Origin of the sequence: Kitasatospora indigofera (assembly GCF_014655955.1) — a bacterium.
In the GTDB taxonomy this organism is placed as follows: Bacteria; Actinomycetota; Actinomycetes; order Streptomycetales; family Streptomycetaceae; genus Kitasatospora; species Kitasatospora indigofera.
The window spans coordinates 1-959 of the sequence record NZ_BNBO01000162.1; the positions used below are offsets into that span (position 1 = coordinate 1).

The window sequence follows — 959 nt, forward strand, 5'->3', positions numbered from 1 at the left end:
GCGTTAGAGCTTGCGAAGTCCACTGAGGACCCTTTCGAGCAGCGTGACGTCGGGCTGGTTTCCGGATTCGCCGCCGGAAGCGGGCTGGTGGATGGCCACGAGGCCGGCCTCGGCGAGGTCGGCGACCAGGATGCGGGCCACTCCCAGGGGCAGGGAGAGCAGGGCCGACACCTCGGCGACGGACTTGACCTCCGTGCACAGGGAGCAGATCCGCTGGTGCTCGGGGAGCAGGGTGGCCAGGCGCTGCGGGTCGACGCTCGCGGAGACCAGTGCCTCCAGGGCGAGTTCGTACCGGGGCCGGGTACGTCCGCCGGTCATCGCGAACGGACGGATCAGCGGACCGGAGTCCTCTTCGTCCTCGAACTCCTCGACGTGACCGGGGCTTTCGGGCGCGGGGTAGCCGCCAGTCCGGCGCTCGTACGGCTGCTGGCCGTACTCCTGGCCGAACTGCCGCTGGTCGTACTGGCGTTCTGCCTGCGGGTGGCCGAACTGGTCCTGCTGGTAGGGCTGCTGACCGTACTGCTGGCCGAACTGCTCCTGCTGGTACGGCTGCTGACCGTACTCCTGGCCGGGCTGCTGGTGCCGGCCGTACTGCTGGCCGTGGCCGACGCCAGGGGCTCCGAAGGCGTCGTGGCCGGTGCCTGGGTACGGAACGCCGTACTGGCCGCTATGGTCGTCGGGCGGGTTCACGGATCCTCTCCTCACAAGGTGCGGCGGTGCGTTGCGAGCCCCGGACGAGTCCGGGACCGGTGGTGCGAAGGCCGTACAACGTCCGAACCCGAGCCCGCTGACGCGGGCCCGGGACGGGCGCAGAGGTGCTTCGAATACCAGGACGGTATCCGACGATCCGTCAGTGCAGGAGACTGCCCTGGAGTTCGGCGCGCAGTGCGGGGGTCAGGACGGCGCCGGCGCGGTCGACGAGGAGTGCCATCTCGTACCCGACGAGGCCGATGTCGGAG

Annotated in this window: 1 protein-coding gene and 1 pseudogene; both read right to left on the bottom strand. The window is 70.1% G+C overall.

Translation table 11 applies throughout. The annotated features are described in order from the left end of the window. Positions 1–3 precede the first annotated feature (3 nt). Complete coding sequence (locus tag IE329_RS39950; protein WP_190215980.1) at positions 4–690, bottom strand: DUF742 domain-containing protein; 687 nt, start codon at positions 688–690, stop codon at positions 4–6. 160 nt (positions 691–850) lie between these two features. After that, positions 851–959 (bottom strand): annotated as a pseudogene (locus tag IE329_RS39955) (roadblock/LC7 domain-containing protein); the annotation flags it as partial.